Consider the following 24,700-nt stretch of genomic DNA (forward strand, 5'->3'; position numbering starts at 1 on the left):
AAGAATATATACTACTCATTCACAATAAAAGTATATACATCATCATGAATACAGCCATTTACTTTAATCACATACTTCCCAGGTTTATTAAAACTAATTGTGTATTTATTTAACTGAATTGCTTCTTTATCTCCAGAAAGAATATCAATGCTTCTGCCACTTAATACATACAATTCATTTAGATTCATCAATACATCAATTGTATTGAAATTTTCCACTTTCACTTGCTGTGCTTCCGCAATGCTTACACTTGGTTCTAAAAACAGTAGTCCACTTAATCCAATCGTCCCCGCTAAAGCAACTCCCGCAAACTTTTTAATCTGTTTCATTACAATGACCTCCTTATAGATTTTGCGTAAAGGTAATGTCCTCCCTTACACCACAAAGCCTATATGTAATGAAATGAAAAGTAAACGGGGACTGTAAGACAAAATTCTACATCTTTTTCTCCTATTGAATATAAATCCAACGTTTGGAGTTTTGACACATTTAAAATTGTTTCCCTAAACCAATTCCCCAATAATTTATTCAAATACTGAATAATTACTTATTGATTTAACATTCTAAAAATAGTTGATAAAGATGCTTTCTATTCAAAAATAGACTTTGCTATAAAAGTAACTTTTACAACAAAATCCATGCAACTAATTTTATTCCGCTTTCCATAATCTCTTTACATTCATTAATTGTTCTTCTTTAAACTCCATCTTATATATATCCGGTTTTGACGTATTCATTAAAAATTCAAAACCATATTGTTTATCAAAATAGTTCATCATTAATGTCATGACAAGCCCATGTGTACCAATTACAATTTTGCATCCTCGAAAATCCATTAAGATTTCTTTTAATACTTTCACTACTCTTCTCTGGCAATCTGTATATGACTCTCCTTCCGTTCGTGCAAAGTCCGGATTAGAGAACATCTTCTGTACAAGTGGATACACCTCTTTGTCTGATATAACCTGATCCTCACTTGAAAACATACACTCTTTAAGATTTTCATATACTACTATTTCTTTTTCATGGAAATTAGCTGACTCCTCTATCGTTAGCATAGCCCGATTATAAGGACTGGAAATAAAAGTATCAATCCTCTCCGCTTTTAATATGTCAGTTACTCCACGGGCATCCATATGTCCCCTCTCAGTTAATCCACGCATTCTTTCATTTCCTTCTAGTTTTGGTGATTCACCATGTCTAACCATATAAATATATGTGCTCATAATTTCTCCTTAAAATTTTTTATAAAGTGAAACTTTAATCAGCCCTCACTAATCGGGCTGCCCGGCAAATAGCGAGATAAGTTAATAAATCACGTTCATTTATCCCATTTCAACACTTAGGGGTAATACTAAAATACTTTATAAACTGTGCTGATTTGTTCGTCTAATCCATTCTCCTACTAAACTCTCAAATAATTCAGGCTGCTCAATTTGTAAATTATGCCCTGCCATATCTAACACTGCTAATGTTGCCCTTGGATATTCTTCAATAATTTCTATAATATTTTGATAACCTACTGATATATCTTGTCTTCCAGTCAGTAAAAGAACGGGATTTTCATATTTTTCATGCTGAAAATCCATAGTAAGAGAGTAATTCTTTTGCAACCTTTCAATAAATTCATAATTAGCAACATCTAACCCAGGCTTAATTTCTTCTTTAAATCGCTTATATGTATATTCATTTGCTATTACAGCTAACTCACAAAACTCCTCTCTTTCTGTGGAAGTGAGCGTATTTAAAAATTCCTCATCTTGTACAATTATCTGTTTATCTGGAAGAATCCTTTTTTCTGGCTCCGCTACAACAACAGGACATACTAATAGTAATCCGCTAACTCTCTCAAACATCTTTGCAAGTATACCTTTGGCTAAATAGCCTCCATATGATTCTCCTACCAATAAAAATTTTTCAGTACAAATGATTTCCTCAATAAATGTGATAAGCACATCTACTATACGATCTGAACTATTTATCCAATTTGGAGCATTCGATTTTCCCATTCCAGGTAAATCAATATATATTCGCTTATAACCTTCATATTTCTGAAATACTGATTCCATACATTTCATCATTAACCTATGGTCAGGAGCGCAGCCATGTATGATAATGACCGGTTTACCCTCCCCCACAATTTCATAGTATATTTCTGCATCTTTAATTCGATATATCATAAAAAAACCTCCCTATTTAGTGGCAATACTATTCCACTCTGTAAGAATACACGTTCTTATTTTATATCTTTTCCTAACATTTCTACAAATATTAATTTTCAGACTAAAAATAAAAATCCCCATCATTTTATATGCAATTTTGCATCTCCACTTACAAATCACTAAAAAAACTTTACAATTCAAAGGATGACTAAATATACAATTTCTATTTAAAGTCTTGATACCGTCTATACTATCCACCGCAATATTTTTTCAACTTTGAGAATACTTATACTCTTTAACACTTTCCTTATAAACATGATTTTTATAAGGAAATCTGATACAATTCTTAAATAATATTATTATGTATAGATATAACGAACATAGTGCATAATTAAAGAAGGTGATTTCATTGAAATTAAATAAAAATTTACAATTATGTATATTAATCGGGACATTAATATGCTATTCAATCTATTTTATGTTTTTCTATCTGTTCCCTACTCATTTTTCAAATTCAGATGTACGCTTCGCTTCACTTATCGTCGAAGCCATTACATTTGTATCACTGATTTACTCTATATATTCTAAAAAAGTCAGTTCAAATCCATTTTGGATATGTATTACAATAGCAATTGGTAGTTTTTTATTAGGGAAAATAGTATATACATATCAAGATAGCTTCTTCGAAATTCCAATACATCGTTTTACTATTTCTGATGTATTTTACATGGTTTTTCTACTTTTCTGTCTTATCGCTTTCTCCTATAAAATCTTAAAGGAATGCAATAAATGGGAAAAAGCGTTCTTTATTTGTGATATATGCATAGTGCTTACTTCCATATTTACATTAGAATGGTATTTATTTAATCAACCAAATTTAAATATATTCGCTCTTTCACTAGGAGATGTTTTCCTTTCATTTTTATATCCAATTGCAGATTTATTATTTCTACTGCTAGGTGTTAGTCTCTTTTTCCGTCCAACAATTTTTAATTCCAAACGGAAAATTTATATATTTATTTTTGTATTAATAAGTTCTGCAACTTTTAACTATATTTATTTTTACTTAAATAACCACTTATCAACAGAAACGATAACATTATTACGTCTTTTATATAGAATACCTATATTACTTATTGCAATAGCTGGCTCTATTTCAGAAGATCATAATAGCCATAAAAATTATTTCATTGTAAACCCTATAATAGGAAAAAAAGCTTTAGTTGTATTTCCCTATCTTGCTGTTGCAATACTAATCGGGTTTACATTAAAAGAACAAACATCATCTTCAACTCTCATTACAGGGAATTGTATTACTTTTATTTTCGTACTCATTCGTCATTCTATCGTACGTATGCAAAACAATTCCTTAACAAAACGTTTACAGGCATTTAATGCCCAACTAGAAGAAAAAGTTACTGTACGGACGTCTGATTTAGTTCATAAATCAGAGGCTCTTTCTCAAAAACAACAAAAGTTTAAATCATTATATGAATATCATCCTGACCCTATTTTCACCATTGATTTAAATGGAACATTCTTAAATGTAAATAAGGCTGGGAGTGTACTACTTGGGGCACCAACGGATGAGTTACTAGGCGAAACTTGTTTTTCGATCATTTTAGATGAAGATAAGCATAAGCTAGCATTGGCATTAGAAAAAGTGAAACAACAAGAATCGGCATTCTTACAACTTAGTTCTCAATATAAAGATGGCTTTACTTATTTTTTATACGTTACAATCATTCCTATTATAATAGACGGACAAATTTCAGGAAGCTATATTATGGTGAAAGATATTACTGCACTAAAAAAACAGCAAGAAGAAATAAAATATTTAGCATTCCATGACACTGTAACGAAAATTGGGAACCGTGCCTTTTTCCATAAGAAATTAAAGAGAGTTATAAAAAATGCTAAAATAACAGAAAGCGAGTTTGCATTATTATATTTAGATTTAGATCGCTTTAAAGCAATTAACGATACACTTGGACATTCGTCAGGAGATTACATATTAGAAGAAGTAGCAAAGCGATTCCAATCATGTCTTCCATCACATACTCATCTTTCAAGAATCGGTGGCGATGAATTTACAATCATAATTGAAAACTATACTGACGAAGATTACTTATTCCAATTATGTAACCAATTATTTGAATGCATGAAAAAATCATTTATCATACATGAGCATAAATTAACTTTATCACTGAGTATCGGTATCGCTATTTATCCACATTCCGGAATCGATACCGCTACACTTCTGAAAAACGCTAATGTTGCAATGTATGATGCAAAAGCAAAAGAGCTTAATTCTGTCTCTATTTATGACGATGTAATCGCTAAAAAAATTGAAAGACGATTACGATTAGAAAAAGATTTACCAAACGCACTACAAAATGAAGAATTGTTCCTTTTGTATCAACCTCAAGTTGATAGTGAATCTAATAAAATTATCGGTGCAGAAGCTTTAATTAGGTGGAATCATCCTGAATTAGGTATTATTTCTCCATACGAGTTTATTCCGATTGCAGAAGAAACACTACAAATTATTTCAATAGGAAAATGGACATTAGAGCAGGCTTGTAAGCAAATGAAACGTTGGCACGCACTCGGATATTCACATTTAAAAATAGGTGTAAATTTATCTGCTAAAGAATTTGAACAAGAGGATTTTGTAAAATCTATTTCTTCTACTTTAACAAATACAGGTTTACCAGCAAGCTCTCTTGATCTTGAATTAACAGAGCGAATTGCAATGATGGATGAGCGAGAAACATTGATAAAACTGCGTACACTAAAAAGTTTAGGGATTCACATCTCAATCGACGACTTTGGTACAGGTTATTCTTCGCTAGCCTACTTACCTTTATATCCAATTGATACGTTAAAAATCCCGAGAGAATTTATTACAATGTCTGAAACATGTGATGATGGAATGGAAATTATTAAAACGATCATCACATTAGCAAATACATTAGGAATGTCTGTCATTGCTGAAGGTGTAGAAACAAAAGAGCACGTAAATTTCCTTCAAAAAAATAAATGTCAGTTTATTCAAGGTTATTATTACAGTAAACCTATTCATATTCATGCATTTACTGAGCTATTAGAAAACGGCATTCACCGATAGTACATAACTAATTAGAATAAATAATAATGAATTTGAACAAATATAGTAAAAAGGAAAGAAGATACCTTCTTTCCTTTTGTTTTTCTATTTACATTTCTATTACTTCACCACTTCATTTATTATATCTATTATTTGATGAATTCCCTCATCATTTGTTTTCTTATATCCATTCATGTTTTGAATATATTTCTCCTTATTTGTATACAACTTATTTACTGCATGTATAAATGTATTCGTACTTACTCTGTCTTGGAGTATAACTTCAGCATATCCTTGCCGTGAAAAATATTCAGCATTTAAAACTTGATCTCCCCTACTGGAACTGTTAGTTAACGGGATAAGCAACATCGGTTTCTTCAAAAATAACAATTCAGAAATAGCAGTAGAACCCGCTCTGGAAACTACAACACTTGCCATATTTAGTATATGCGGCAACTCGTCGCCTATATATTCAAATTGCATATACCCCTCCATGCCAATAGATGGGTCTACCTTTCCTTTACCACATATATGAATAATATTAAAGTTTAATAGTATTGTATCTAAACATTCCCTTACCATATCATTTATCCACTTAGCACCTTGACTCCCACCCATAATTAATAATACTGGTTTATCTTGCTGAAATTCACAATATCTTCTTCCTCGTAATACGTTACCCTTCTCAATTTCTTCCCTTACAATTGGTCCTACATAAACCTTCTTCTCATTACTTACATTTTCTCCTGTCTGAGGAAATGTTGTGCATAGCTTTGTAGCAAAAGGTAATGCTATTTTATTGGCAAGTCCTAATGTGCTATCTGGTTCACGTATAATTATAGGCACACGATTTAACCATGCTCCTATAGCTACAGGAACTGAAACAAATCCTCCTGCTGAAAAGATAACGTCAGGCTTTGTTTTCTTAATTAATTTATAACTTTGTAAACAACCTCGTATAATTTTAAAAGGATCTTTAAAATTTTCCCAATCCCAATATCTCCTAAGCTTGCCCGTTGAAACACTATTGTATTTAACATTTTGCACTAATGATTTTTCAATTCCATTTTTTGATCCAATATACTCGACTCTCCAGCCTTTCTCTATAAATTTAGGAATTAATACAATATTAATCATAACGTGTCCGGCTGTACCGCCCCCAGTAAAAAGAATCGTTTTGCTCATAACTTATACCCACCTTTATTATTAAAAATCTAGCTTTCTCTTTACCTTTTAAATGTAAATAAACTTATTATTTTTTATATAAATCTTTAACTCCACCTCTATATCTTGTAAAAGATCGTTAATGAGTTCATAAAAATCATTTCCATACTCACTACACTCGTATTGAGCAAAGATTTGAATCACATATCTAGTTTCCGTCTCTAATGCTGACTTTATTTGATTAACCCTTTTTTCTTCTACATACGCTTGATATTTATGTATTGCCTCATAAAGATGCAATACATGCGCTTCTTCATCTCTCCAATCCAACGTATCAACAATTGAAAGAAATAGCGTATTTTGATTATCTATTATTTCATAATCATTCATATATTTCTTACACCCTTTTTTGTTTTTCATTGCATGCAGATGTCACTACACTTCGCATACTCAAGTACATCTTTTAATGATTGATGAAATTCAATTTCTGGGATCCAACCTAACCTTTTTATTTCCTCTATTGCTAAACTCTCATTTGATTCGCTCCCATTTTTCTCTGTTTCCTCTATAAAAAAATTTAGCTGTGTTAATTCTTTATATTGTTCTAGTACATTTAATAAAGATCGTTTTACTCCTGATCCGATATTATATTGTTTTCCATTTATTCCATCTCGTAATAACACATGATACGCTTTAATCGCATCACGTACATCTAGAAAATCTCTACTATCTTTCAAACTGTTTACTTCAATAATGGATTTACTTCTACCTGATTCTATATCTAACATTTTCTTTGCGAGAATCGAACAAATGCCATTCGATTCCCCTGGACCAATTAAGTTTGAGGGCTTTGCAATGATAATATTTGAATCCATTAATCCTCCCCAAGCCTCTGCAATAATGACTTGCATCGTTTTACTTAAACTATATGGATTTGAAATTTTTATTTCGTTCATACTATCTGCTTGCAAAGCAGATCCTATAACTAATGTTCTACAATGCGAGGCTTCTTGCTTAATTGCTTCTAATAAATATAACGTTCCTATTACATTAATCTCTATATACTCAAGAGCAGCTGTCCAAGATTCTATAACCGAATTCCTTCCTGCTAAATGCAATACGTAGTCTGGCTTTATTTGTTTCATTACCTTCATTACTTCGCTCTTATTAGTTAAATTACAAGTAATACCATTTCTAATTTTTTCTCTATGTGCACGATTTTGAAACATAGGAATTACATGAAAGCCCTGCTCTAAAAAATATTGGCAAGCATGGCGTCCTGTGAAACCATTTGCACCAGTTATTAAAAGGCTCGCATTTTTTTTCATCGCAAAAACCCTCCTTTTAATAGCATTTGCTTCACCTCATGTTTTGCAAGCAAGTCTTGTTGAGAACTAAAACTCTTCACATCCACTAGCGGATAGCTAGAATAATATTCTTGAAGTCCTTCTATAGTAATAGTCGGTAGTACCACAAAATAATTTTGATCAAAACTTATACTTGTTTTACTCTCTACCTCAGATAGAAGCATTTCACTTAATTTTTCACCCGGTCTTATCCCTACCTCTTTTACCTTAACATTTTCTTTTCCTGAATATTCAATTAACACTTCTGCTAAATCTGTTATTTTACATGCCGGCATTTTCATAACAAAGATTTCCCCGCCTCTACCTTGAGATACGGCTTTAAATAACAACCCAACAGCATCTTCAACTGTTAAGAAAAATCTAGTCATATTCGCATCGGTAATCCCTACTTGTGAAGATCTTTTAATTTGTTGTTTAAAAAGCGGTACTACACTTCCACTCGTTCCTAAAACATTTCCACCACGAACACAAATGAATTTTGTTTTCTTCGTTTGTATATTCGCATGAACCATTAATTTTTCACCAATTGCTTTTGTCATCCCATACGTATTTGATGGATCAGCTGCTTTATCCGTTGAAACATAGATAACTTTTTCAACTTGCATCTGTATAGAGGCTTCAATTACATTTTGCGTACCATGTATATTGGTTTTTATAGCTTCATAAGGATAATACTCACATACTGGAACATGTTTTAAAGCTGCAAGATGGAACACATAATGTACACCTTGGCAAGCATAGACTAGTTGATCTTTATCACGAATATCTCCAATAATAAATTTTAACCTATCATCATTTATAAACTGTTGCTGCATTTCAAACTGGACCGTTTCATTTCTTGAAAAAACTCTAATTTCTTTCGGTGATTTTTCTAATAGTTGTTTTATAAGTTCATGCCCCCACGAACCTGTACCACCAGTAATTAAAATTATTTTATTTAACATTCCTTTTCCTCCTACGAAACATCTCAATTTAAATAATATTTATTGAATTATTTTCAATTGATTCAAATCATAATCGTCGTTTGTTACATTTAATTGACAAAATAAAAAAACAGAAACTATTAAACTTAGTTTCTGTTTTTCATTTCACCTCACAACAGTAAGATTTTTTATACTGTTTGCATGATAAATAAATTCCTTGTAAAAAAACACCGCTCATTTATTTCTTATACTCGTAATAAAATAAATAGAATGATTCATAGCCAATAATCATGTTTAAATTTATGAAAAAGGGAGGTAACGGAATGGACCGAAACAATTCATATCATACATATAACGGACCTTCCAAAGCACTGCCTCTCTCCCTATTCGATGTAAAAAATGAATTGAAACAAAAAAGCAAACTTATTCCTTCTGATACCATGTATAAATTAACGAAAGAAGAGCAACTCATCATCAACAAAATAAAAATACAAACAGAACAGCTAAATAAAAATAATGTTACAAGAACACGCGCATACTACCAATTTTACATTCAATATCCAGAAATACATTGGGCACTGCTTGGGCATATGGTATCACGTAACGGCGGTTGGAATATGACTGATTTAAAGGGCGATTTATATACGAGAATTTTATCAGAGAAAGATCAATTCATATTTTTTTCTTTTTTAGAAAGAGGCAATTGGCTTATTTTCCAAGATGTATACCCTCAATTTTTACTTTACGAACAAAGTGTAAAGAGATCACAAAAGTTATTTCACCTTCTCCCTCACCTAAATGTTTCTACATTTATGGAAACGATGTGGAACGATTTTTGGAAAACAGGCAACAAAAAAACATTAGCGATTGCAACTATTGTTAATGAACAAAACTACTTAGAAAAAAGAGTGATTCAAAATGTACAATTTAAAAAGACTGTACTAAATAGTATTGGATTTAAACTCTTTGATTTCTTTCAGTTTAATCATATCCTTTTCCCATTCTACGAAAATGATAAAAAACAAAAAGTATTACTATTTGGTGATACAATGAAACATTTCACTTCCTTACATGAACGAATATTAATTGGAAAAAGATTGTATTCATTATTATTTCGAGATACACATGTTTTATCTCAAATAATAAGCTGGGCCCAACATCATCCGCATACAGGATCAAGGAAAGATTACTGGCCCCATTTATTTTCAAGTGTAAATGAATCTTTTTCCCGTGAGTTTTATAAGCGCCGAATAAAGAAATGCCAGTTGCGAATTGGCGCTTATCGTATATACAGTCCTTCACTCATCTATGCATGGCGAGATATGAAGCATGAAGAAGTTGACAGTGAAGATTGGTTTACCGATTGGCAAGTTGTAAATCACTTAGTTGATAAGGAGGAAAATATAAATGGACAAATTACAGAAGACTACTGCAAAACACTCGAAAAAATTGAACTCGCAATTCTCGCAAAGAAAAATGTCCTCCTCCGAGAAGAAGAATGAGTTTCTAGCATTAGTAGTTACAATCTTTCTCTCTTCTATTATTGGAACTTGTTTAGATGCTTTTTTTGTTCATAAACAAATATATTCCTTTCCAGCTAGACCCTTCTCATCCACATTTTCAGTTAATATAGCTTTTACATTGTTCGTACTGCCGATTTTAACAGTTATCTTTATACACATTTCAAAAAAATTATCTAAAGTTTCTAGAATTCTATTTATTATTTCGATCGGTATTTGCGCTAGCCTTTTTGAACAGATTGCTGAAAGTTTAGGTTTATTTGTACATAGTGCGAATTGGAACCATACATATTCTTTATTTGGTTATATGATTTTTTATTCTTTTATTTGGAACGTATATAATTGGATAAAAAAATAAAGAGACCATTATAGGTCCCTTCTTAAGCATACTCTTCCATTATTGCTAATGGTGCCAGTGTTTGAAGGCTTTTAGAGCGTAAACGATAGGCAACGACTTTCTTCTTATATTGCTTAATGACATCAACATGTTCCTCATAGCTATATAGAGAAAACCTAATCTCTTTATTCCCTTTCTTCGTATCAATGACTATTGGTGTCCCTTCTCCGTGCGGCGGGAAATAATGTTTATCTAAAAACAAAGCCTCATTAAATTCATGAATAACTTGTAGTTTCATTTCTCCCTCTATATTTTTTCCATCTATCGATATAGAAGTATTTTCCGCCTCAAGCTTTTGATGCAATTCAAATTTACTAATAATTGATTCTACAACAGAAGTGGGCATGCTAGAAACTAATACTTTAATAGCTCCAAAAACAAATAATGTAACTATAAACCATGTTGTCATTGTTATCATCTCCATTACATTTAAAAAATAAATTTCGTTCCATACGGTATTAGTATACTAATGAGTATTCCAGTTACAATCATCGTTACCGAACCGATAGTCGCTTCTTTCTCGCCTTCCTTCACTAAACGGCTCACACCGATAATATGTGATGCACAGCCCATTCCAACTCCTTTTCCAATCGTACTTGTTATACTGAAAAGCTTAAGTACTGTTGGTCCGATAATAGCACCTGTTATTCCTGCAACAACTACAAAACTAGAAGTCATAGATGGAATACCACCAATTTGATCCGCTAATGATAGGGCAATAGGCATCGTTGCTAACTGTGGTAAAGTAGTTAATATAAGTTCCTTATCTATATTTAAAATTCCGCCAATCACTACATTCATACTCGTTACAGCTACTATACCTATCACTACTCCAATAAGTATCGATAAAAAATTTTTCATAAGTATCTTTCGCTCTTTAAATAGAGGTATGGCTAATGCTACAATTGCAGGGCTCAATAAGCTTGAAAGAATGTCTCCTCCATTTTCCCTATACTCATGATGAGAAATATCAAAAATGAAAAATAAACAAATCATAATTGCCGTAACTGTTAACACCGGTAACGTAAATGCAAACGTAAATTTTTTATATAGCTTTGTCGCCAAGAAATAAATTGCTACAGTAATAATAATTAAGACCATTTGAATCGTGCACCTTGTCGATTTTATTTTTTTGTTGTTATTAATAATTGACTTATATACCCTGAAACAATCAAAGTTACTACAGTACTTGCAACTACTAAAAGGAATATAATACTCCCCTTACTTAAAAGAAAAGACCCGTATTCCATCAGCCCTGTTGTCGAAGGGATTAAAAATAACGGTAAAAATACGATTAACTTTTCCGCACCTAACTCAAACCATTTTAACGGTAAAATGCGAGTGGAAAGGAGCAGGAACAGCATTAACATCCCTATTAAACTTCCCGGTATTGATAGATGGAATATTTCCTGAATCCACGTACCCACTAAGCTAAATATATATAGCACGCCTACTTGAAGTAAAAGCATCACGTACTTCATTTCTTTCCCTCATTTCACTATCACACATCCATATTATGAAATTTCATTTAGCGTGTCGGCAAACCGTTTAATTCCAAGTTGAATTTGTTCTATATTCGCTCTACCAAACGTAAATCGTATATATTCATTTTTCGAACCTAAAACACTGCCCGGAACAAATGCGACACCATTCCGTATAGATTCACCTAATAAGTGATATTCATCAAACTTTCCTTTCACTTTACACCATACATGTATTCCACCCTCTGGCACGAAACATTCAACTCGGTCTCCCAATGTTCCTTCAAGCTCTGCAATTAATTCATCTCTTCTTTGCTTCAATTGTCCACGAAGTATCGTAATATGTGTATGAAAATCCTTTGATTCTAAAAATTGATTTGCTACCCACTGCGTAAATACACTATGGCCAAAATCAACTTGTTGCTTTGCATCTGCTAAACGCTCAATTACGCGTGTAGGACCAATTATCCATCCAATACGTAATCCTGATGCAACAATTTTTGATAATGAACTTATATAAAGAACATTTCCATTTTGGTCCATTGATTTTAATGTCGGGTTCACTTCTCCATTAAAAGAAATTAAACTATACGGATCATCTTCTACAATTGGTATACCGAACTCAGAAGACAGTTCTAAAATCTTTTTACGTCTCGCTAATGAAAGCACAGTACCTGTTGGATTTTGATAATCTGGATTCAAAAATACCATACGAATGCGATGCTTTTTGTGCAAATCGATTAAGTCATCTGGATTCATTCCATGCTCATCAACAGGTAAATGAAATATGTTTAAACCGGCCGATTTAAACATTGGAAGCGAAAAACAATATGACGGATCTTCAATCGCAATCGCATCGCCAGGTTTTAATAAACATTGAACGATAAGATTAAGCGCCTGTTGTGCTCCAGACGTAATAAGAATAGAGCTTGAATCTGCTTCAATTTGTTTATATTGCTGAACATGTGCTGCAATTGTTTTTCTCAACATCTCATTTCCAAGTGGATGGTCATAGCCGAGATTTTCCATAAATGTTTTCTCCGCCAAAATTGTTCGAAATCTATCACTCGGAATTAATTCTGGTGACAGTTCACCACTCGCTAAATTAATTAAATCATCTTTTTGTGTTTCCGTTCGAATTTGTTGAACGAGTGGTACGTTAGGTAAGAACGATCCATCCTCCACGTACCTACCCCAGTTCGGTATTCGTTTATGTGAGACACCCCATATGTCTGTATTAACCCGTGTTCCGCTTCCCTTTTGCCGTTCTACTACTCCAAGTGATTTTAATTCTTCATACGCAGCTACTATTGTACTCCGGTTCACCTGTAATTCCTTTGCCAATATACGCTCAGAAGGTAACTTACTATCAGAAGGAAATTCACCTGAAGAAATGCCTCTTTCAATATAATCAGCAATTTGTTTATATACAGGTGTCTTATCTGCACGATTTGGTTTCCATTCCATCTAGTTCCCTCCTTTCAAAACGAACTATCCTCATTTTTTACTAACAGTATTCACCGTAAAAATAGTATTAATTAGTCACATTTTCTTATCCGTAAATGGCTATATCCAAAATGGTTCTCTTTCTGATTACTCAATAGCTTCTGAAATTCCAACTTCATACTCTCATTTCCAGTTCTTTTACAAACTATCAAATCATTACCGCATACCATGTTACCCCGGCCAGTAGAACAAAAAGAAGAAGAATATAGATTGCAGATAAGTTTTTCACATTTCTTTTTGTAGACTTACCGTAATTCTCCTCCACGTTTCTTGCAACTAGTACAGTCCCAAATAGCGATACAATTACAATAATAACGACTAGTGAAATTGCAAAACTCATTGTCTTTTCACCTCTCTAAGACCCATCTATTTTAATTAAAGAACTTACATAAAAACCTTCCTCTTTAAAACGTTGATAACATACTACCTTTCTTCTCTTATCATAATAGATGTTTGCAAAAAGCGGACCAACCACTTTCGTGTTTTTTTGCTCATCCACTTAAAAAATAAAAAGCAACTGATCACTTAGGACCAGTTGCTTTTTTCACACGATAATTTTTCATTTAAAATTAATTCGATTTAAAAGTTTCGCCTTTTCATAATGAAACATCGACTGAGATAACTCAAAAATTGTTCCATTTACAAGATACACTGTATTTTCAATAAGAAGCGCCGGATGACCTTCATTTAATTCTAAAAGCTGTGCATTTTCTTTATTTACTTTTTCACAACTAATAACTTTATCAGCAAAACCAATATTTAATCGTAAATCTTCAATGAAATAACTGTATACAGAGCTTAATGCTATTTCTTCGTTCAAATATGGAATAATACCCTTTTTGAAATAACTTACTTCAATAGAGAATGGTTTAGCATCTACAATTCTTAAGCGCTTCAAAAAATACAACCTAGTTCCAGCTTCGCATTGCATCCGCTTTGCTATCTCTTCGTCCGCATCTATTACTTCCAGCTCTAACACTTTCGTTTCAATATTTTGTGAAACAAGATTTTTCGTTAATCCACGTAAACTTCCTAAATTAATGTAATCTGTTACAGAAGTTTCGCGTAAAAACATGCCACTACCTTGCACTTGAAAAATATAACCTCTATTCACAAGCTGACTAATTACTTTACGTATCGTATTACGGCTTACTTCAAATCGATTCATCAACGCTTCTTCTGTAGGTAGTTTTTTCGTTTCATTAAAAAGCCCATCTCGAATGTTTTGCTCTAACACATCTGCAATTTGTTTATACTTTGCACTCATACACTTTCTCCTAAAATACTCTTTTATCTGTTATAACTCTTCCCCTCTCGTTTCGATCACACGTTTATACCAATGAAACGAAAGTTTCTTCTTACGTTTTAAGTTATCATTATGATCGACAAAAATAAAGCCATATTGCTTTTTATATCCATTTAACCAACTTAAAAGATCAATCACTGACCATGCATAATAACCTTTTAAGTTAATTCCCTCTTCAATTGCACGCTTCATTACTTTTAAATGCGCTTCAATAAATTTAATTCTCGGAACATCTACAATTTCTCCGTCAATGATTGGATCTTCATCACCAAGTCCATTTTCCGTTACATACATCTTTATGTCACCGTAACGCGCTTTCAACATATGCAATCCCTCTAAGAAACCTTCGGGAGATATTTCCCATCCCCATTTTGTATATGTTTTATCATCCATTTTAACTGTTCGATAAAAACCATCAAAAGAAGGGTTACCTGGAGCAAGCGTTGAGTTTTCTCGAGAATGTTCCTCACTCTTTATATCCATATCGTATCTTTCTACTCGTATTGGTTGATAATAATTCAAGCCAATAAAATCATTTTCTTCTGCATTTTGTTTAATGATTTCTAATTCTTCAACCGTCCAATTAGGAGTCCATCCTTTTTCCTTTAATTGTTGTACAACATAAGACGGATACTCGCCCTTTAAAATTGGATCATAATACCAATACGTTTCATATTCATTCGCATGATTTGCTGCTAGTATATTTTCTTTTTGATCATCCACACTATAAGCAGGTAAGAAAACATGTGTAATCCCAATCTCACCATATTGTTTCAGCTGCTTGTACACCGCAACTGTTTTCGCATGTGCATAAAATACATAATGAGTCGCTTGAAAATACTTTGGAACATCATTTTGGATTCCTGGTGGATGTGCACCTTTTAAATAACCTAATCCACAAAACATTACTGTCTCATTAAAAGTAATCCAATGCTTAACTCTGTCACCAAATGCCTTAAAACAAGTTTCTGCATATTTTACGAAAGCCTCTGCTGTTCTTTTATTCGTCCATCCACCATCTTTTTCTAACGGTAATGGTAAATCCCAATGATATAAAGTGACAAACGGCACAATCCCGTATTTTAAACATTCATCAATTAAGTTGTTATAAAATTCAATCCCTTTTTCATTTACCTTTCCATCTCCAGTCGGCAATATTCTCGCCCAAGAAATAGAAAAACGATACGATTCTAATCCCATCTCAGCCATTAAGCGAACATCTTCCTTATATCGATGATAATGATCAACAGCTACATCACCATTTGTTCCATTGTATGTTTTGCCAGGAATTTTTGAAAACTCGTCCCAATTCGTAACACCTTTTCCATCTTCATTCCATGCACCTTCTACTTGATAAGAAGCTGAAGCAGCTCCGAATAAAAAATCATGTGGAAACTTCATAGTATATACCTCCATTTCATTACAACAAATCAAATTCATTCACATATATAAAATTTATAGGTACAAATTTTATATGTATGATTATATCTTATGTTTTTATTTTTTTCTATTATAAAAGTACAATTTCTATTGTTGGTTATTGGAAAAGAAATAAGAAGCGATATATTTTATCGCTTCTTACTCTCATCATCTTTATTCTTTTATTAATGACTTATTCGCTCTTATAACTTCTTGATACAATAATGGTGACCACTTTTCATTTATGTAGTCTTGAATTACCCAGCCCACTCTCAAAGGATTCTTTTGTTTTATATAGTTTGCAATTTCAGGATTTATATAAGAGGCATAGTAATACGGACTATTCCATGCTGTACCACCAGAAGACAAGCTTGTAAAATTAATATATAGATGATTTAAATCCTCGCTATTGTTCATCGTTTCATCCATCGTATCTTTAATAGATTTTACTTTCTCATCATAATTCACTTTATATTTATCTTGTACTGTTACATTTACATTTTGGTTTACAGTTGTGGTAAACGTCTCATTATCTGGCCAATAAAAATTATTATATCCTCCAGATTCATTACTACCACTATATCTTTTTAGTAGTACAATTTTCCCACGAGCATCTCCAAGTTTTATATTTCCTTCTGTTTTTAAAAAGATAGGATCAACAAAATAATTTTTTTCAAACGTACTACTAAATGAACCTTCTGCCCCTTTCATATCCTCATACTCTTTTTTTAAAGACATAATAATTGTTTCACTCGGGTTATCTTTTAAAAATTGTTTCGCTTCATTTATGAATTCATGCAGTGTTACGTAAAGATATAATGGCCCATGATGAAGAACTATCGTATTATCATCTGTTAAACGTCCTCTTATATCAAAAATGCGAGCTCCATGGTCCATTTGATAGCGAAAATCATATTCTTGCGTCATTCCCCACACTTGCTTAATCGGATTTTGCAACTTGAACGTCCCACTATCGTGTGTTCCTGGAATTGAAATTCGTGCTAACGGGATATTATCAGGTATAGGTTGCATCCATTTTGACCAATTTTCAAGCTCATTAACAGAGCTAGCTGCAACTACTCTCTTATCATGTAAAGCAAATACAAATGTGATAAATATTGTACTACATATGAATAATTTCAAAATTAACTTCTTATTGCTCATTATTATCCCTCACTTTTTCTGTTTTTACATCAAACTTATTGAATATAATATAAGCTAGTTCATAAAAAATAAATAACATTTCATCAATATGAAATATTGCATAGAAGTAAAGTTAAAAAATCATTCACATATACTAAATTAGAAAAATTTAAAGGAACTTCATCTGAAGTTCCTTTTGCTTATTTTATGTTCAATACATATGAACCATCTTTATTCTCATATTTATAGACGTATAAATAATATTTCCCTGGCTTTGCATTATAAGTTCCTTTAACTACATTTCCTTCATTTTCACCATATGCTACATAGTTATTTAAATCTGATTCATGATGAAGTACCCATGTCATTCCGATATTTTGTTCATTTAGTAGAGAAATATTAATATTTTCCGGTGAGTCAATTTGGAAAGTAAATACATCTACTCTATCACTATTATGTAGCGTTCCTTTCACCGGTGTATGAAAGTTAACTTTATTTGCCTGTCTAGGCTCATTGTTTGGTTCATTTTCTGTTACTTGTAACTCATTCCCACCGTTTGGTTTTCTTTGTTCATAACCTAAGTTTACTAGTATAGACTTCAAATCTGGTAAAACACCAATTTTATCTGCATATGGATCTTTAGATTTTGTTCCTGTGCTCTGGTTGCTTAATATTGCTCTTAGTTCACTTGGTCTATATGGTTGTCCTAAATTTTCTTTAGCAATGCTTTGTACTAAAGTCGCTGCCCCAGCAATAATTGGCGAGGCACTAGATGTTCCGCTAAAGCTTGAAGTATAAAGATTTACAGCACTTCTACTTTGCTCGGCTGTAGTTGTATCTACATTTTCTCCCCATCCGTACACATCAATACGGCTTCCATAATTCGAAAACCACATACGTTCATGAGGAAAAGATGAAGAGCCAGCTCCTACCATAATTGCACCCGAATCTTTAAAATCTTTACTATTACGATTTAAGACTTGCTTACCTTTTCTATCTTTGAACTGATCTAAATCATTCCACCCATTTGCTCCAGCCTCTATAATTACAATTCCCTTATCTGTACCAGCACGAATTGCATCAAAAATATCTGGTTGTACTTCAACAGGTAAATATTTATCACCATATCCATCAAAGGATGCTTGCGCCTCTAATAATAAAACATCCCCAGCTTCTAACTGATTTACAGCGCTTAATATTGCATCAGCCGTATTATACTGTCCATTATCTCTTATTTGAGAGATAACCTTTGCTTTCGCTTTTGGCGCAATCCCAATATTCCCGACTTCATTGTCCTCAGAGGATACAATTCCTAGTACAGACGTCCCATGACCGACATGCTGATTTATATTTCTTCCAGACATTAATTCAATATTTTGATGTAATAAATCCTCATGATTTAATAGCCATCCGTATTCCATATCAACAAAAGTAATACCATTTCCATTACCGCCTTGAATTCCCCAGGCGAAAGGCGCATTAATACCGTATGGGGCTGCTTCAAGATAACCTTGTTTTTTAAATCTAGGATTGTTATTAGGATTAAGAGCTACACTTGATGATTGCACTTCAGGTGGCATTATTTTCTCTTGTTTCTTCATATACGCATCTTCTATTAAAGAAGATGCCTTTAACTTATCTACTATTTCTTCTTCATACCCACTATTTTGATTTTGAAGAATATAGTAGTTTAATAGACTTGTAGATACATGATTAGGTGCTTTCACTTCAAGGTTTTGTATTTGTTCCGGGCTTACAGATGTGAATAAACGAGTAAATGTTACATCTGGATATTCTGTCAAAAGATCTTTTATTACTTTATCATTCGTTTGAGATTGTATTTGTTTTTCAATACCATCTTCATATGGCAAATCCAAATCCGCTTTAAATTTTACAATGATTTGCTTATCTGTTTCTTGTTCTATCCCTAATTTACTCTGCTGTTCTATAGAATCAGCATATACACTATTGATAGTGCCTCCTGTTCCTAAAAGTGTTGTAATGATTACAGTTGACGCACACATTTTTTGAAATATTTTCATTACATCAATCCTCCTATTAATAATTATTAATCATTATATTAATCTATAATGATTAATTCTATAACGTATTCCCTTTCTACTAAATAGATTATAGTAATCAGAAATATGAACTTCAATGTATTTTCATATGCAATATTTCATATTCTGACTCTACACTAAACGAATATGAAACTTATAGTGATTATTTATTTTATATGTGCTAATATACTTACATTAATATATTACGCATATACACATTTCAAACTACATTACTTAATCGTTTCACCTTAATTTTTTCTTAGGAGGATTTACAATGAAATTACTAAAAATAAAACATATAATTCCTTTATCTGCGGCCGCAATTACATTCGTATGTAGTCAAAGTACAGCTGAAGCTTCTACCATTCATACAGTAAAAAAGAACGATACACTTTGGGGCATTAGTAAACAATACGGAGTTTCAATACAATCCATTAAACAGGCTAATAATAAAGGAAACAATAAAACCTTTATTGGCGAACAGTTACATATTCCAGGGTCCGTGAAATCAAATGAAATCACTGTTCCTCAAAACGCCAAGCCTGCGAACATTTCTGAACAAATTATTTATCAAGTACAACCGGGAGATTCATTAGAAACGATAGCAAAGCGTTACAATGTCACTGTCCAATCTATAAAACAAATTAACAATACAGTCGGAAACAAGCTTTATACAGGACAACATTTAAAAATCAACTCAAGTATTTCACAAAAAGAAAAAGACTTAATGGCACGCTTAGTTACCGCTGAAGCAGGTGGCGAATCCTATAAAGGAAAAGTAGCAGTAGCCAAAGTTATACTAAATCGTGTAAATGCAAAAGGTTTTCCAAATACAATAACAGGCGTTATTTATGAACCTATTAAATACGGATATGCATTTACTCCTGTTACAGATGGAAGAATTAATCAACCTGCAAGTGCAGAAGCAAAAATGGCTGTAGAAGAGGCTATCTCCACAAATGGAGTAGATTCAGACTGGATTTATTTCTACAATCCAAAAACATCAACGGACAAGTGGATTACGACACGTCAAACAGTAGCAGTAATTGGTAATCATGTGTTTGCTAAATAAGATTTAAAATCATTAACAGACCTCTTCACTTAAAAGGTCTGTTTTTTTCTATGTAAGATGTTATTAATCATATGACATAGTTATTTTTTAAACTGTTTCTTCTTTCAAATAAAAATTTTTGTATTTACTCCACCACTCGTAGAAATTAATAAAGCATCAAGTTCAAAAACTCCCACTTTATTAATAAAAGCTATTTCTTACCTTCATAAAATTGTTATACACTAGAAAAATAAAAAACAAACTATTCGTTAGCAGGTGGAAGAATATGTATGATGTTACGATTATCGGCGCTGGAGTAAGTAGCATTTTTATGGCTTATTCACTAGCTAAAAGTAACAAAAAAGTTTTAATTCTTGATAAAGGTAAAGCGCTAGAAGATCGCCATTGTCCTTTAGACGAAGGAAAAGTGTGTAATTGTACTACATGTGATAAATATTTCGGGTTTGGTGGTTTAGGCAAATCTGAAGGGAAATTTAATTATACAAACGGATTTGGCGGAGAACTTGAGAAAAAAGTCGGTAAAGAGGGTTTTATACAACTCATGGCTGAAGTAGATGAAATTCTATGTCAGTTTGGTGGAAGTTCGGTTTCAAAATATTCTACTGAAAATTCAAGTCTCACTAAGAGAGCTGAAGCGTGTGGTTTACAAATGCTAACAACAGAAGTAAGACATCTTGGTACTACACTTTCCAGTAACATTTTTCAGCAGCTCTATGAATTTTTACTGACGAAAATAAAGATCCAATTTCATATAGATGTACAACATATTCTGAAACAGGAAGATCATTTTACAATAGATACAAATCAAGGAACAGTTCAAACTAAGCAACTAGTATTTGCAACTGGGCGCTCTGGGGCCGATTGGTTAAAAGAAATGTGCAGTTCCCTAAATATTTCTCAGGAGCAAACACGTGTAGATTTAGGAATTAGAGTAGAAATGAAAGAACATCAATTACGTTCTATATTAAAAGATACTTTTGAAACAAAACTTTCTTATCAAGGTGAGCATTTCACAGCAACTACTTACTGTATGAATCCAAAAGGACGCATCATTCGAAAGTACGAAGAAGGTTTAGTTATGCCTGACGGTCAAAATTTTCGAGAGCAAGGAACTGGCACTTCTAATTTAAATTTCACTTTATTTATTCCTCGCTATTTTCCAACTCTCAAAGAAGCAAATGTATACGCAAGTTCAATTATTAAAGGCATTAACCAAGGACGAGATCGGATTGTTATACAGCGCTTAGAGGACTTACTAAAGAAACAACCTACGGCGGAAAACAGCATGGAACATAGCCGTATACAGCCTACACTACAGGGGGATTATGGAGATTTGAATCAAGAAATTCCTCAATTATATATTGAAGGGCTCAAAGAATTTTTATTACGTTTAGAACAATTTATACAAGAACCTATTGATCAACATACTTTACTATATGGAATTGATGGAAAGTTCTATGCTCCTACGATAAAAATTAATAATCATTTTGAAACTAGTATACATGGGCTATTTTTAATTGGAGATTGTTCAGGCGTTACGCACTCATTATCTCAAGCAGCTGCAAGTGGTCTGTATGTTGGAAAGTACTTATCTGACATTTAATTTCTATTATTAAGATGTCAGTCAAATATATTCAATTTCAAAATACTTTACTTATATAGAGTAAAAGTATATTAATAAATCCCCTATTCTTCCCGGCTAATAATTAACCGACAAAAAGTCGAGATTTTACAAGATACATATGTAATATAACTGTATATTTAAAACGATTGACATTCAATTCTAATAAATTGAATGTCAACAGTTTTAAAAGTCTCTATCCATTTTCACTTTCATTTGTTCGATATTTTGTAACATCATCATAGTGTTTAATATGGTAGGATGTCTATAAGTCAATTTCACTACAACTATGACTTGTTCTGCCCGTTTCTCAAAAAGAGTTATATTTATGCTACTACGCTTTAAAAATCCCCATTGTATGTATATGAATACTTCAAATTATTCCCTTTAGAAAATAGAGTCTAAATGGTTCATTATACTCTAATAGTTATAAAAACATAATATATAACTTCAGTTAAATAAATTGTATAAAGAAGGTGTAAAAATGAAGAATAAAATAAATTTACAAATGCAAAATATAAGCTTTGTTATAATAATGGCTTTAGCAGTATGGTTAAAAACATATCTTATTACGCGATTCAGTTTTGATTTAAAAATCGAGTCTTCAACGCAAGAGCTTATTTTGTTTATTAGTCCTCTAGCCGCATCATTAGCATTTGTTGGATTAGCATTATTTGCAACTGGTGAAAAGCGAAATTATATAGCGCTATGTATTAATTTCTTATTAACAATCGTACTCGTTGGAAATGTAATGTTCTATGATTTTTATAGTGATTTCGTTACATTACCAGTACTTGGACAAACCTCAAACTTTGGACAATTAGGCGGCAGTATTATAGAAATATTAAACTACAAAATTATACTCGCATTCGTAGACATTGTTTTCTTCTTTATTTTATTAAAAAAGAAATCATTGGTCTTTAAAACAGAACGTGTAACTCATTCTACACGCTTGTTATACTTTCTTTTAACAATTGGTGTATTCTTTGCGAATCTACATCTTGCAGAAAAAGAGCGCCCTGAATTATTAACGAGATCATTCGACCGAGTAATGCTTGTCAAAAATTTAGGCCTATATACTCACCAAGTATATGACTTAACACTGCAAGTAAAAGCCGGTTCACAAAAAGCGCTTGCTGATAGTAGTAAATTACAAGAAACTGAAAACTACGTAAAAGCAAACCAAAGCGAGCCAAACCCTAATATGTTTGGTACAGCGAAAGGAAAAAATGTAATTGTCGTCACTCTTGAATCCTTGCAAACCTTCTTAATAGGCGCATCAGTCAATGGGCAAGAAGTTACACCATTCCTAAATGAATTCATAAATGAAAGTTATTACTTTGATAACTTTTTCCATCAAACTGGTCAAGGGAAAACATCCGATTCTGAATTTCTAATCGATACGTCGTTGTATCCATTAAATCGAGGGGCTGTATTCTTCACACACGGTAACAATGATTATACTGCGACTCCAGAAATCTTACGTCAGCAAGGTTATTTCACTTCTGTATTCCATGCGAATAACGCAACATTTTGGAATCGTAATATCATGTACTCTGCTCTTGGTTATGATCGTTACTATAATGAGCTTGATTACAAAATTACACCAGAAACAAATTTAAATTGGGGATTAAAAGATATCGAATACTTTGATCAATCAGTAGATATATTAAAAACTGTTAATCAACCATTCTATGCTCGTTTCCTTACTTTAACAAACCATTATCCATTTACGTATGATGAAGATACAAAATTCATTGAACCATACAACTCTGGTAATGGCGTATTTGATCGTTACATCGTAACAGCACGTTACTTAGACGAATCAATTAAGAAATTTATTGAACGTCTAAAGGCCGAGGGGCTTTACGATGATTCTATTATTGTGTTATACGGTGATCATTATGGTATTTCCGAAAAACATAATCGTGCAATGGCACAGTTTTTAGAAAAAGATCAAATAACAGAATTTGATACTTTAAATTTACAACGTACACCTTTATATATTCATATTCCTGGACAAACAGAAGGTCAAACTATTTCAAAGCCTACTGGACAAATCGATATGAAACCTACTATTCTAAATTTATTAGGTGTTGATTCTACGAATGATATTCGTTTTGGCCATGATATGTTTTCAGATGAATATACTGGCTTTGTTGTTTTACGTGATGGTAGCTTCATTACAGATAAGTATGCATACAAAAACAACACTTTCTACGACCGTATAACAGGTGAAATTGTAGATTTACCAAAAAAAGAAGCTCAAGCCCTCATTAAACGTGCCCAAAATGAATTACGAATGTCTGACAAAATTATTGAAGGCGATTTATTACGCTTCTCAGAAAGCAATAAAATTAAAACTGGCGAAGTACAAACTAAAATTAAAGAAACAGAAAAATAATCTATATATGAAAAAGGAGCAACTTATTACAGTTGCTCCCTTTTAC

At 32.4% G+C, this 24,700-nt stretch carries 22 protein-coding genes; 6 read left to right on the forward strand and 16 right to left on the reverse strand.

Annotated features, from left to right (window positions below; all coding sequences use genetic code 11):
* Window positions 1–11: 11 nt before the first annotated feature.
* The 3 genes from ACUXVC_RS18840 to ACUXVC_RS18850 form a co-directional block, all read right to left on the reverse strand.
* A complete protein-coding gene (locus ACUXVC_RS18840) occupies window positions 12–329 on the reverse strand; it encodes a hypothetical protein (RefSeq protein WP_446025817.1) in 318 nt (105 codons plus the stop codon).
* Window positions 330–650: 321 nt separating this feature from the next.
* Window positions 651–1,226, reverse strand: a complete 576-nt coding sequence (locus ACUXVC_RS18845; RefSeq protein WP_089171643.1) for a histidine phosphatase family protein — start codon at window positions 1,224–1,226, stop codon at window positions 651–653.
* A 138-nt stretch (window positions 1,227–1,364) separates the two neighbouring features.
* Window positions 1,365–2,180, reverse strand: a complete 816-nt coding sequence (locus ACUXVC_RS18850) for an alpha/beta fold hydrolase (RefSeq protein WP_089171644.1) — start codon at window positions 2,178–2,180, stop codon at window positions 1,365–1,367.
* Window positions 2,181–2,571: 391 nt separating this feature from the next.
* Here ACUXVC_RS18850 and ACUXVC_RS18855 point away from each other — a divergent pair, with 391 nt between their 5' ends.
* Window positions 2,572–5,292, forward strand: coding sequence for a sensor domain-containing protein (locus ACUXVC_RS18855; protein ID WP_053563778.1), 2,721 nt, complete (start codon window positions 2,572–2,574; stop codon window positions 5,290–5,292).
* Window positions 5,293–5,391: 99 nt separating this feature from the next.
* Here the strand turns inward: ACUXVC_RS18855 and ACUXVC_RS18860 are convergent, their stop codons facing one another.
* Genes ACUXVC_RS18860 through ACUXVC_RS18875 form a run of 4 tightly spaced genes read right to left on the reverse strand, consistent with a single transcriptional unit; the run spans window position 5,392 to window position 8,746 of the window.
* Window positions 5,392–6,456 carry an undecaprenyldiphospho-muramoylpentapeptide beta-N-acetylglucosaminyltransferase gene (locus ACUXVC_RS18860; protein WP_053563777.1) on the reverse strand — a complete coding sequence of 355 codons (1,065 nt, stop codon included), beginning with the start codon at window positions 6,454–6,456 and terminating at the stop codon, window positions 5,392–5,394.
* Between the two features lie 48 nt (window positions 6,457–6,504).
* A complete protein-coding gene (locus ACUXVC_RS18865; protein ID WP_071713492.1) occupies window positions 6,505–6,855 on the reverse strand; it encodes a DUF6572 domain-containing protein in 351 nt (116 codons plus the stop codon).
* Complete coding sequence (locus ACUXVC_RS18870) at window positions 6,852–7,763, reverse strand: NAD-dependent epimerase/dehydratase family protein (protein ID WP_089171645.1); 912 nt, start codon at window positions 7,761–7,763, stop codon at window positions 6,852–6,854. Before ACUXVC_RS18870 ends, ACUXVC_RS18865 begins: the two co-directional genes overlap by 4 nt.
* The gene (locus ACUXVC_RS18875; RefSeq protein WP_446025818.1) at window positions 7,760–8,746 is read right to left on the reverse strand and encodes a UDP-N-acetylglucosamine 4,6-dehydratase family protein; all 987 of its coding nucleotides are present in this window, start codon (window positions 8,744–8,746) and stop codon (window positions 7,760–7,762) included. The genes ACUXVC_RS18870 and ACUXVC_RS18875 overlap by 4 nt, the downstream gene beginning before the upstream one ends.
* Before the next feature lie 302 nt (window positions 8,747–9,048).
* On the opposite strand from ACUXVC_RS18875, the gene ACUXVC_RS18880 reads away from it, so the two are divergent.
* Window positions 9,049–10,227 (forward strand): DUF2515 domain-containing protein, encoded by a 1,179-nt coding sequence (locus tag ACUXVC_RS18880; protein ID WP_446025819.1) that lies wholly within the window; start codon window positions 9,049–9,051, stop codon window positions 10,225–10,227.
* A complete protein-coding gene (locus ACUXVC_RS18885) occupies window positions 10,202–10,603 on the forward strand; it encodes a CBO0543 family protein (RefSeq protein WP_053563776.1) in 402 nt (133 codons plus the stop codon). Before ACUXVC_RS18880 ends, ACUXVC_RS18885 begins: the two co-directional genes overlap by 26 nt.
* A 22-nt stretch (window positions 10,604–10,625) precedes the next feature.
* Here the strand turns inward: ACUXVC_RS18885 and ACUXVC_RS18890 are convergent, their stop codons facing one another.
* From ACUXVC_RS18890 to ACUXVC_RS18930, 9 genes are all read right to left on the reverse strand, one after another.
* A complete protein-coding gene (locus ACUXVC_RS18890; protein ID WP_000214633.1) occupies window positions 10,626–11,051 on the reverse strand; it encodes a YfmQ family protein in 426 nt (141 codons plus the stop codon).
* A 20-nt stretch (window positions 11,052–11,071) separates the two neighbouring features.
* Window positions 11,072–11,743, reverse strand: a complete 672-nt coding sequence (locus ACUXVC_RS18895) for an LrgB family protein (protein WP_053563775.1) — start codon at window positions 11,741–11,743, stop codon at window positions 11,072–11,074.
* A 23-nt stretch (window positions 11,744–11,766) separates the two neighbouring features.
* Complete coding sequence (locus tag ACUXVC_RS18900; protein WP_000878380.1) at window positions 11,767–12,123, reverse strand: CidA/LrgA family holin-like protein; 357 nt, start codon at window positions 12,121–12,123, stop codon at window positions 11,767–11,769.
* A gap of 33 nt (window positions 12,124–12,156) precedes the next feature.
* Window positions 12,157–13,590, reverse strand: coding sequence for a MocR-like pyridoxine biosynthesis transcription factor PdxR (gene pdxR, locus ACUXVC_RS18905; RefSeq protein WP_000454956.1), 1,434 nt, complete (start codon window positions 13,588–13,590; stop codon window positions 12,157–12,159).
* A 187-nt stretch (window positions 13,591–13,777) separates the two neighbouring features.
* Window positions 13,778–13,969 carry a hypothetical protein gene (locus tag ACUXVC_RS18910; RefSeq protein ID WP_000006458.1) on the reverse strand — a complete coding sequence of 64 codons (192 nt, stop codon included), beginning with the start codon at window positions 13,967–13,969 and terminating at the stop codon, window positions 13,778–13,780.
* A 219-nt stretch (window positions 13,970–14,188) separates the two neighbouring features.
* The gene (locus tag ACUXVC_RS18915; RefSeq protein WP_095690302.1) at window positions 14,189–14,896 is read right to left on the reverse strand and encodes a GntR family transcriptional regulator; all 708 of its coding nucleotides are present in this window, start codon (window positions 14,894–14,896) and stop codon (window positions 14,189–14,191) included.
* A gap of 30 nt (window positions 14,897–14,926) precedes the next feature.
* Window positions 14,927–16,336, reverse strand: coding sequence for a glycoside hydrolase family 1 protein (locus tag ACUXVC_RS18920; protein WP_089171649.1), 1,410 nt, complete (start codon window positions 16,334–16,336; stop codon window positions 14,927–14,929).
* A gap of 192 nt (window positions 16,337–16,528) precedes the next feature.
* On the reverse strand, window positions 16,529–17,518 hold the full coding sequence (plcA, locus tag ACUXVC_RS18925) for a phosphatidylinositol diacylglycerol-lyase (RefSeq protein WP_000066297.1): 990 nt from the start codon (window positions 17,516–17,518) through the stop codon (window positions 16,529–16,531).
* A gap of 179 nt (window positions 17,519–17,697) precedes the next feature.
* Complete coding sequence (locus tag ACUXVC_RS18930) at window positions 17,698–19,539, reverse strand: S8 family peptidase (RefSeq protein WP_069356110.1); 1,842 nt, start codon at window positions 19,537–19,539, stop codon at window positions 17,698–17,700.
* A gap of 292 nt (window positions 19,540–19,831) precedes the next feature.
* Between ACUXVC_RS18930 and ACUXVC_RS18935 the strand changes: the two genes are divergently transcribed.
* The 3 genes from ACUXVC_RS18935 (at window position 19,832) to ACUXVC_RS18945 (ending at window position 24,654) form a co-directional block, all read left to right on the forward strand.
* A complete protein-coding gene (locus ACUXVC_RS18935; protein WP_144465479.1) occupies window positions 19,832–20,629 on the forward strand; it encodes a cell wall hydrolase in 798 nt (265 codons plus the stop codon).
* Window positions 20,630–20,894: 265 nt separating this feature from the next.
* Entirely contained in the window at window positions 20,895–22,232 is a 1,338-nt protein-coding gene (locus ACUXVC_RS18940) for an NAD(P)/FAD-dependent oxidoreductase (protein WP_023522822.1), read from the forward strand.
* 502 nt (window positions 22,233–22,734) lie between these two features.
* Entirely contained in the window at window positions 22,735–24,654 is a 1,920-nt protein-coding gene (locus ACUXVC_RS18945) for an LTA synthase family protein (RefSeq protein WP_078401578.1), read from the forward strand.
* Window positions 24,655–24,700 lie beyond the last annotated feature (46 nt).

This window comes from Bacillus sp. N6 (assembly GCF_052805735.1).

Bases quoted from the DNA above. Each gene is read 5' to 3' on its own strand.
- ACUXVC_RS18840 (WP_446025817.1), bottom strand. From the start codon at position 329: ATGAAACAGATTAAAAAGTTTGCGGGAGTTGCTTTAGCGGGGACGATT.
- ACUXVC_RS18845 (WP_089171643.1), bottom strand. From the start codon at position 1,226: ATGAGCACATATATTTATATGGTTAGACATGGTGAATCACCAAAACTA.
- ACUXVC_RS18850 (WP_089171644.1), bottom strand. From the start codon at position 2,180: ATGATATATCGAATTAAAGATGCAGAAATATACTATGAAATTGTGGGG.
- ACUXVC_RS18860 (WP_053563777.1), bottom strand. From the start codon at position 6,456: ATGAGCAAAACGATTCTTTTTACTGGGGGCGGTACAGCCGGACACGTT.
- ACUXVC_RS18865 (WP_071713492.1), bottom strand. From the start codon at position 6,855: ATGAAAAACAAAAAAGGGTGTAAGAAATATATGAATGATTATGAAATA.
- ACUXVC_RS18870 (WP_089171645.1), bottom strand. From the start codon at position 7,763: ATGAAAAAAAATGCGAGCCTTTTAATAACTGGTGCAAATGGTTTCACA.
- ACUXVC_RS18875 (WP_446025818.1), bottom strand. From the start codon at position 8,746: ATGTTAAATAAAATAATTTTAATTACTGGTGGTACAGGTTCGTGGGGG.
- ACUXVC_RS18880 (WP_446025819.1), top strand. From the start codon at position 9,049: ATGGACCGAAACAATTCATATCATACATATAACGGACCTTCCAAAGCA.
- ACUXVC_RS18885 (WP_053563776.1), top strand. From the start codon at position 10,202: ATGTCCTCCTCCGAGAAGAAGAATGAGTTTCTAGCATTAGTAGTTACA.
- ACUXVC_RS18890 (WP_000214633.1), bottom strand. From the start codon at position 11,051: ATGACAACATGGTTTATAGTTACATTATTTGTTTTTGGAGCTATTAAA.
- ACUXVC_RS18895 (WP_053563775.1), bottom strand. From the start codon at position 11,743: ATGGTCTTAATTATTATTACTGTAGCAATTTATTTCTTGGCGACAAAG.
- ACUXVC_RS18900 (WP_000878380.1), bottom strand. From the start codon at position 12,123: ATGAAGTACGTGATGCTTTTACTTCAAGTAGGCGTGCTATATATATTT.
- pdxR (WP_000454956.1), bottom strand. From the start codon at position 13,590: ATGGAATGGAAACCAAATCGTGCAGATAAGACACCTGTATATAAACAA.
- ACUXVC_RS18910 (WP_000006458.1), bottom strand. From the start codon at position 13,969: ATGAGTTTTGCAATTTCACTAGTCGTTATTATTGTAATTGTATCGCTA.
- ACUXVC_RS18915 (WP_095690302.1), bottom strand. From the start codon at position 14,896: ATGAGTGCAAAGTATAAACAAATTGCAGATGTGTTAGAGCAAAACATT.
- ACUXVC_RS18920 (WP_089171649.1), bottom strand. From the start codon at position 16,336: ATGAAGTTTCCACATGATTTTTTATTCGGAGCTGCTTCAGCTTCTTAT.
- plcA (WP_000066297.1), bottom strand. From the start codon at position 17,518: ATGAGCAATAAGAAGTTAATTTTGAAATTATTCATATGTAGTACAATA.
- ACUXVC_RS18930 (WP_069356110.1), bottom strand. From the start codon at position 19,539: ATGAAAATATTTCAAAAAATGTGTGCGTCAACTGTAATCATTACAACA.
- ACUXVC_RS18935 (WP_144465479.1), top strand. From the start codon at position 19,832: ATGAAATTACTAAAAATAAAACATATAATTCCTTTATCTGCGGCCGCA.
- ACUXVC_RS18940 (WP_023522822.1), top strand. From the start codon at position 20,895: ATGTATGATGTTACGATTATCGGCGCTGGAGTAAGTAGCATTTTTATG.
- ACUXVC_RS18945 (WP_078401578.1), top strand. From the start codon at position 22,735: ATGAAGAATAAAATAAATTTACAAATGCAAAATATAAGCTTTGTTATA.